The organism is Roseofilum acuticapitatum BLCC-M154 (assembly GCF_030068475.1).
Lineage (GTDB): Bacteria > Cyanobacteriota > Cyanobacteriia > Cyanobacteriales > Desertifilaceae > Roseofilum > Roseofilum acuticapitatum.
The window spans coordinates 1-7,395 of the sequence record NZ_JAQOSP010000143.1 but is presented as its reverse complement, the minus strand read 5'-3'; the positions used below and the strand labels follow the sequence as shown (position 1 = coordinate 7,395).

Annotated in this window: 10 protein-coding genes; 8 read left to right on the top strand and 2 right to left on the bottom strand. The window is 47.7% G+C overall.

Translation table 11 applies throughout. The features are described from left to right. The first annotated feature begins 128 nt into the window (after positions 1-128). The 8 genes from PMG71_RS22100 (at position 129) to PMG71_RS22065 (ending at position 5,845) form a co-directional block, all read left to right on the top strand. Positions 129-2,282, top strand: coding sequence for a CHAT domain-containing protein (locus PMG71_RS22100; protein ID WP_283755900.1), 2,154 nt, complete (start codon positions 129-131; stop codon positions 2,280-2,282). 92 nt (positions 2,283-2,374) lie between these two features. Next, positions 2,375-2,743, top strand: coding sequence for a hypothetical protein (locus PMG71_RS22095; protein ID WP_283755899.1), 369 nt, complete (start codon positions 2,375-2,377; stop codon positions 2,741-2,743). A gap of 46 nt (positions 2,744-2,789) precedes the next feature. Next, positions 2,790-3,008: a hypothetical protein gene (locus PMG71_RS22090; RefSeq protein WP_283755898.1), complete on the top strand. Its 219-nt coding sequence runs from the start codon at positions 2,790-2,792 to the stop codon at positions 3,006-3,008. Continuing rightward, positions 3,005-4,492 carry a magnesium transporter CorA family protein gene (locus PMG71_RS22085; RefSeq protein ID WP_283755897.1) on the top strand — a complete coding sequence of 496 codons (1,488 nt, stop codon included), beginning with the start codon at positions 3,005-3,007 and terminating at the stop codon, positions 4,490-4,492. Before PMG71_RS22090 ends, PMG71_RS22085 begins: the two co-directional genes overlap by 4 nt. A 21-nt stretch (positions 4,493-4,513) precedes the next feature. Beyond that, complete coding sequence (locus PMG71_RS22080; RefSeq protein WP_283755896.1) at positions 4,514-4,753, top strand: hypothetical protein; 240 nt, start codon at positions 4,514-4,516, stop codon at positions 4,751-4,753. Continuing rightward, positions 4,750-5,163 (top strand): type II toxin-antitoxin system tRNA(fMet)-specific endonuclease VapC, encoded by a 414-nt coding sequence (vapC, locus tag PMG71_RS22075; RefSeq protein WP_283755895.1) that lies wholly within the window; start codon positions 4,750-4,752, stop codon positions 5,161-5,163. Before PMG71_RS22080 ends, vapC begins: the two co-directional genes overlap by 4 nt. Before the next feature lie 191 nt (positions 5,164-5,354). Then, a complete protein-coding gene (locus tag PMG71_RS22070) occupies positions 5,355-5,585 on the top strand; it encodes a hypothetical protein (RefSeq protein ID WP_347179371.1) in 231 nt (76 codons plus the stop codon). Beyond that, positions 5,582-5,845, top strand: a complete 264-nt coding sequence (locus PMG71_RS22065) for a type II toxin-antitoxin system RelE family toxin (RefSeq protein WP_283755893.1) — start codon at positions 5,582-5,584, stop codon at positions 5,843-5,845. Before PMG71_RS22070 ends, PMG71_RS22065 begins: the two co-directional genes overlap by 4 nt. A 37-nt stretch (positions 5,846-5,882) precedes the next feature. Here PMG71_RS22065 and aroH read toward each other — a convergent pair whose 3' ends face one another. Next, entirely contained in the window at positions 5,883-6,266 is a 384-nt protein-coding gene (aroH, locus tag PMG71_RS22060) for a chorismate mutase (RefSeq protein ID WP_347179370.1), read from the bottom strand. Between the two features lie 67 nt (positions 6,267-6,333). After that, positions 6,334-7,155: a signal peptide peptidase SppA gene (gene sppA / locus PMG71_RS22055; RefSeq protein WP_283755891.1), complete on the bottom strand. Its 822-nt coding sequence runs from the start codon at positions 7,153-7,155 to the stop codon at positions 6,334-6,336. Positions 7,156-7,395: the final 240 nt, after the last annotated feature.

Sequence of the window (7,395 nt, the reverse complement as noted above, 5' to 3'; positions counted from 1 at the left end):
CCAGCGCCTATGCTGAAGATTGGGCAATGACCCAAAAAAACTTGGGAACTGCTTAAAGTGATCTCCTGCGGGGAGAGCGTGCGGAGAAACTAGAGCGGGCGATCGCCTGTTATCAAGCCGCTTTAGAAGTGTATACCCGCAGCGCCTATGCTGAAAAATGGGCAACGACCCAAAATAACTTGGGAACTGCTTACAGCGATCGCCTGCGGGGAGAGCGTGCCCAGAACCTGGAGCAGGCGATCGCCTGTTATGAAGCCGCTTTAGAAGTGAGAACCCGCAGCGCCTATGCTGAAGATTGGGCAATGACCCAAAATAACTTGGGAAATGCTTACTTATATCGCCTGCGGGGAGAGCGTGCCCAGAACCTGGAGCGGGCGATCGCCTGTTATGAAGCGGCTTTAGAAGTGTATACCCCCAGCGCCTATGCTGAAAATTGGGCAATGACGCAAGAAAACCTGGCCTATCTCTACATTGACCTTGACCAACCCACTACTGTTCTCCAACACTTGCAAGCCTGTTTAGAAGTGTTAACCCCCTCTTCTTTTCCATTAAGTTGTCTCAAAGCAGGACGCAACTTGGGTAACTTTGCCTTCAACCGCCAAGACTGGGAAAACGCCATCTACGGCTACGATCATGCCATCCGCGCCATTGAACAAAGCCGCTACTGGGCAACCTCGGAAAAAACCAAACGAGAACTAATTGCCGACTCCCTCGACATCTACGAAAACATGGTACAAGCCTGCATTCACCAGCAAGACTACGCCCAAGCCCTGCTCACCGTCGAACGCAGCAAATCTCGCACCCTCACCGAACTCCTCGACAGCGCCAACCTCTACCCCAAAAACGCCACCGACCGCCAAAAACAACAGATTAGCGACCTCCGCAGTCGCCTCGCCATCTACCAACAACAACTCGCCTTCACCAGCAGCGACACCAGCACCAACCCCCTCTCCCCCGCCACCATCCGCCAACAAATTGAAGCCGCCAACCAGGACTTCCAAAACCTCCTCGAAGAAATTGGCGACCCCACGTTCACCCTCACCCAAAAACCCCCCACCCAACTGCCCAACTTCTCCCAACTCCTCGACAGCCAAACCGCCCTCATCGAGTGGTATCTCCCCAACAACCCCGACCTCGGCTTCTACGCCTTCCTGATCATTCCCACAGCAGAGGACACCTTCCAAATCATCCCCCACCACTTCACCAACCGCCAACAACTCGACCAAGCCATCAGGGACTACCGCAGCGACTACAACGACCACCAAACCTGGCTCGATAAACTCGACCAACGGCTGCAAACCCTCAGCCCCGCCTTAAATCTCCCCGATTTACTCACCCCCCTCCAAAACTACCAACGGCTGATTCTCGTTCCCCATCGCGAACTGCACCTCATCCCCCTCCACGCCTTACCCGTCTTTCTCCCCTCTCCCGGTGAGAGAGGAACTGGGGGAGAGGGCAACCCCTTTCTCCCCTCTCCCGGTGGGAGAGGGGCCGGGGGAGAGGGCAACACCCTGCAAGACCAGTTCCCCATCCAATACGCTCCCAGTTGCCAATTCCTCAACATCCTCCATCAACGTCCCCCCCTAGAAGAACCCTCCTCTTCCTTCTTTGCCCTGCAAAACCCCACCGAAGACCTCGCCTTTGCCGAGTTCGAGGTAGAAGTCTTGCGCTCCCTCTTCAACCCGGAAAAAGTTCTCAGCCGCCACCAAGCCACCAAAGCCAACCTGGAAAAACCAGAAAACCAAGCCTTCTTGCAGCAAAGCCGCTATATTCACCTCTCCTGTCACGGCCAATTTAACCAAGATGACCCCCTCAACTCCTATCTGCGCCTCGCCAACCAGGAAAAACTCACGTTTCAAGACATTTTCGCCCGTCTCAATATCCCCAACTGTCGCCTACTCATCCTCTCTGCCTGCAAAACTGCCCTCGTCGAAACCTCTTCAACCGATGACTATGTGGGGTTAGCCAGTGCCTTTTTCTATGCCGGAACCCGCACAGTCGTCGCCAGTCTCTGGGAAGCCGAGGAATTTTCCGCCGCCCTGCTGATGATTCGCCTCTATCAAGAACTGCCCCACTACACCTCAGTGGTGCTGGCCTTGCAAGCCGCCCAAGACTGGCTCCGCACCATTTCCCGCGATGATGTTTTAACCTGGTTAAAGGATGACCTAAAATTAGATGAAGCCGAGCTGAGGATTTGTAAACGGACACTTCGCCGGTTCGAGGAAACATCCCCCTTTGCTTCGGCTCGCTATTGGGCAGCGTTCACCGCTAGTGGGCGATAATAGAATAGATCGATTTCTGTCGGGGCGATTCACGAATTCCTCCCAAACCTAGCCCACAGCGCTTTATCGTTTGACAACCATCAGGAAAAATTATGGCTTTTGCAGATCCCAGTGAAGTCAGCCAACAAGAAATCGGCAAATTTATGAAACTCTTGCACGCGGAAAGTCGTAAACCCAAGAGTGAAATTTTTCCCGATCGCTCCTGGGAGACTTTGGACGAACTCGACGCAAGTTTGTCCAAGCTGGGCGAGGATTATGAAGAGATTCAGGATGCGATTTTAGATTGGTTAGAGAAGCATAAGTATAAGGCTATTCAGGTGGCTTTACAGACGGTGAGAACAGACCCTCTCAAACCTAATGAGACCCCACCTCCGCGCCCAGAGTCAGACCAACCGATTACGAATGACAGTTTGCGTTCTGCGATTAAAGATGCCCAAAACCAAAATAAACGCCCCTCTTAATCATCCAAATAAACCCTAATCCCACAGCCACCCGTAGGAGCATGTCATGTCATTAGCCATCAAAGATTTAGTAGAAATGGTCGAACCTTTACCCGATGAAATCCAACAGCAAATTGTCGCCCATGTGCGCGAGTATATTGCCGATTTACAGGATGAACAACGGTGGGATGAGTCCTTTCGTCGCACCCAATCCGCCTTAGTTGCAGCCGCACGACAAGCGAAACAAGAACGGGCTGCGGGAAAAGCAACCAAATGGGAAATATGAATACAGAAATAAACTCAATTTGTGCCCTAAATATCCGCTTGTTCAGTTATCACTTAAAACCTCTCCATTTCACAAATTTTACCGAACAAAATATTCATATTGCTTCGGTTACTTCTTACTATCAAGGTCTATTAAACTCTTATCATATCCTCACTCCAAATAGCCAGCCAGTTATCCTCAATTTCCGTGGCGATTTCCAGGATCTTATCGATTCTAAATTAGCCAATTTTGATTTAATCCCAGATTCCGAAGGAAGAGGAATTGTCTGGATTAGCTTACCGCCAAAATATCAGGGATTTCTTTATCCTCAGTTCCTCAATGATACCTATGGTTTTGCTCTCACCTTATTTTGTCCGCAAGAATCAGACGATAACGAGATTTCTTTCTCTGATTTATCCCAAGTCAAACCCCCAAAGGAATTTTTCTCTGGCACGTATTCAGGTGAACCGAATAAAACCGGAGAAATTCTGAGCCAAGCCTTTTGGGGCACTACCCTTTTTTTGAGTGGTTTTATTGCCCAAGACCGTCCAGAAAAAGCCGAGAGCTTAAAATCTGTTGCTAATGAAGTATTAAAGCAATTTCTGCAACTCGACTCCCTAGAGCAAGCCCCACCATTTTACCACTGTGGGGAATTCTTAGGGGGCTATATTTACGAGTATAAAACTATTTTTCGGCTCCATCCCTATGGAAAGATTCTGATTTTATTGATTTTTGAGGAAGACACGACCAAGAAGCTCAAGCAAATTCAGTGGGATTTACCGGAACTGTTTTTGTACGATCATAAAAATCAACAGAATTTTCTCGATAGCCGCAAAGAATATAAAAAAGCCCAGAAGGATATTAAAAAAATTGAAAAGGCGATAAAAAAGTTTCCTAAAAATATTCCGACCAGTATTCCTCCAGATTTATCAGACGAAGATTTAAAGAAACTGAAACAGCAAATCAAAAATCTGTTAGACTTGTCTTTGCGCTATTCCCAGCGAATTCGCAGTCTGGAAACGTTTCAGAATACGATCGCCATTAATCAAGAGAATTATCTCGATACCCTGAGCCGCATGGAAACTAATTGTGACAGTAATTTAAGTGTTTGGCGCGATAAAACCGATCGCACGTTTCAACGGTTTCAGCGACAAATTGCGGCTGATTTGGTCTATCTCCAGCAAGGGGAACGACTGTTAGACACGGCAATTAATACCATTCGTGGTTTAGTGGAAATTGACCAAGCAGAAAGCGATCGCAACCTAGAGCATCAAATCCAAACTTTCGGTAGCGCGATCGCCGTCGGTGCGATCGTTGCCTCCACCTCCGCGCTCATCTTTGACTACCCCTGGACTTCTCCCTTGCAACAAAATCATGGCGATCGCATCCATCCCTTTATCATCGCCGTTCTGGTGAGCTTTGCCTTCGCTGCTGTCGCCTGGGGTGGCGTAAAACTGTTAATCTGGTGCAGTGCTAGGGGGCGATCGGGTCGCAAAAACCGTTAATATCCCAGAGGTAAACCAAAGATGACCGCTAGAGAAAGACTCATTCAAGCCATTCAAACCCTACCCGAATCACAGATCGATCGGGTTTTAGCCTATATCAATCAGGTCACAGCAGACGACAGCGAAACCCAACAGCAACTGTCTGAGCCTGGGGAATATTTTGACGATCGATGGTGGAATAACTTATACCAGTTTACCCCTGACTTTTTAGAGGTTCGAGAACAACCTGAACTCCCAGAACGAGAGGATATCTTTTCATGAGGTTCTTACTCGATACCAATATTTGTATTTATGCGATCAAGCAGAAACCTCTCATTGTAAAGGAGCGATTGCAGAAGGTTAATCCTGGAGATGTTGGAATTTCCATCATCACCTTAGCAGAACTGGAGTATGGAGCAGCAAAAAGCCAAAATCCCCAGCGCAACCGAGAGACCTTAACTCGCTTTTGTTCACCGTTTCAGATCGTCGATTTCTGCCCAGAAGATGCACAAAAATTTGGTCAAATTCGAGCCACTTTAGAGCAACAGGGGGAACCCATTGGCAGTTATGATTTACTGATTGCAGCCCAAGCGGTGAATCGAGGAGTGACATTAGTTACTAATAATATTAGAGAATTTAGCCGGGTTGAAGGGTTGAGTCTAGAAAATTGGGTTGAGGAGAGTTTGAGCTAAAGCGATCGCAACCTAGAGCATCATGGCGATCATCTCCATCCCTTCATTATCGCCGTTCTCGTCAGCTTTGCCTTCGCTGTTGTCGCCTGGGGTGGCGTAAAACTGTTAATCTGGTGCAGTGCTAGGGGGCGATCGCCAAAATCCAGATAAGCCGCTCTCTAAATCATCAAACGAAATCCTAATAGGAGCAGATCATGTCATTAGCCATCAAAGATTTGGTAGAGATGGTAGAGCCTTTACCCGATGAAATTCAACAGCAAATCGTCGCTCATGTCCGCGAGTATATTGCCGATTTACAGGATGAACAACGGTGGGATGAGTCCTTTCGTCGCACCCAATCCGCCTTAGTTGCAGCCGCACGACAAGCGAAACAAGAACGCGCTGCGGGAAAAGCGACAAAAATGGATTATGAGCAGTTATGAAATCTGAGGTTCTGCCTTCATTTTGGCAGCAGTATCGTCAGCTTAATCATGAAGTTCGAGAACGTACCCGCAAGGCCTATCGGCTATGGGCGGACAATCCCTTTCATCCCTCTCTCCATTTTAAGTGTATTAACTCAGAGGAGGAGATTTGGTCAGTACGAGTGACGCGCAATTATCGAGTTTTGGGATTCAAGGAAAACGATACAGTAACCTGGTTTTGGATTGGCAATCATGATGATTATGAACGCTTCTTTGGCTAACCTAGTTATCTGATATTAAGGGGCGATCGCAACCCGATTAATCCACCTTCAGATCGGGATTTAAATCCGGTCGCAGTTTTTTCGCCCCCCTTAAGTAGGCATGAGTAACATGGGTATCCCCAGGCAAGTAAGCATGAATCAGAAATCGGATACAGTGAGATAAGGCTCCTTCCACATGCATTTGTTGCACATCTAACAAAGGCACTTGATCCCATCCTTGCCGTTGCCGGGCGATCGCTGCTGGAAACACCGCATCCAAATCGCGAGTCACTGAAAATGTCACACTAATGAGTTGGTCAGGACAAAGCTGGTTTTTTCGGTCTAGCTCATCGAGTAATTCTGTGACCGCTTCCTGGATCGCCTCAACCGTATTTTCTTCTACTGTCGTTGCCCCACGAATTGCCCGGACTTGCCAACCCACGTTCCTCTTCTCCATGCTTAGTAATGATTGCTGGTCTGGTTTAAATACAGAAAAAATCACTCCCTCTTCAAGGTCGATACAACCATAACGGCAAGCCATTGGTTGATGCCTCAAACTCCAACCAGTCCATCGCAGCCGGCAATCCTGATTTTACCCGATTATCGCCATTAATCATACGACTCCATAAAGGTTTTGGTTCTTCAATGGTTTTACACTCAGTTTTCTGAGGGTCAAGACCCACCAATTCCGCCAACCAGAGACGCGCATCTTCTTCCGTTCCCAGGCGATCCACCACCCCTAATGCTAAAGCCTGTTCCCCCGTGAAAATGCGACCATCAGCAAAACTTTTAACCCGATCGACCTCTAATTTCCGAGATTGGGCCACGGTTTCGACAAACTGCTGATAACTGGTATCGATCATCTGTTGCAGAATATCTTGCTCTTCCTGAGTTAATTCTCGGTCAAAGGCCAAGATATCTTTGTAAGGCCCAGATTTCACCACTTTGAACGACACTCCAATTTTATCTAAGAGCCGCTCTAAATTATTGCCCCGCAATATTACACCAATACTTCCCGTAATTGTCCCCGGATTAGAGACGATATACTCGGCTCCCATGCCAATATACACTCCACCAGAAGCAGAAATATTACCAAAACTGGCCACAATTTTGATTTTCTCTCGCAGTCGCATTAAAGCGGCATAAATTTCCTGAGAATCGCCCACGGTTCCCCCAGGAGAGTCAATCCGCAGCAGCAGAGCCGGATATTTTTTCTCTTCCACCGTCTTGAGGGCTTCTAACACCCGTTTGCGAGTTCCAGAGGCGATCGCCCCATTAATTTCAATCCGAGCAATTTGTTTGCGTGCTTTTGACTTAAAAAACCAAATCATAATTAACCTAGATGTTGACAGAAAACAAGACGAATCAGCCCCCTTAACCCATTATCCCTTGAGCCACTTATCTTTAAGCGGTTCTTCTCCACGGATTTTTTTACCGAAAAATTGGGTTTAGAGCAACGTCCTTCTAGGACGGCTTCTCTAGAGTCTTAATATAGTCTCTTAGAACTTCAGACATGGGAACTTGCTTGGCTTTGGCATAAAGTTTAAGTGTCTCATACTCGGTTTCAGACA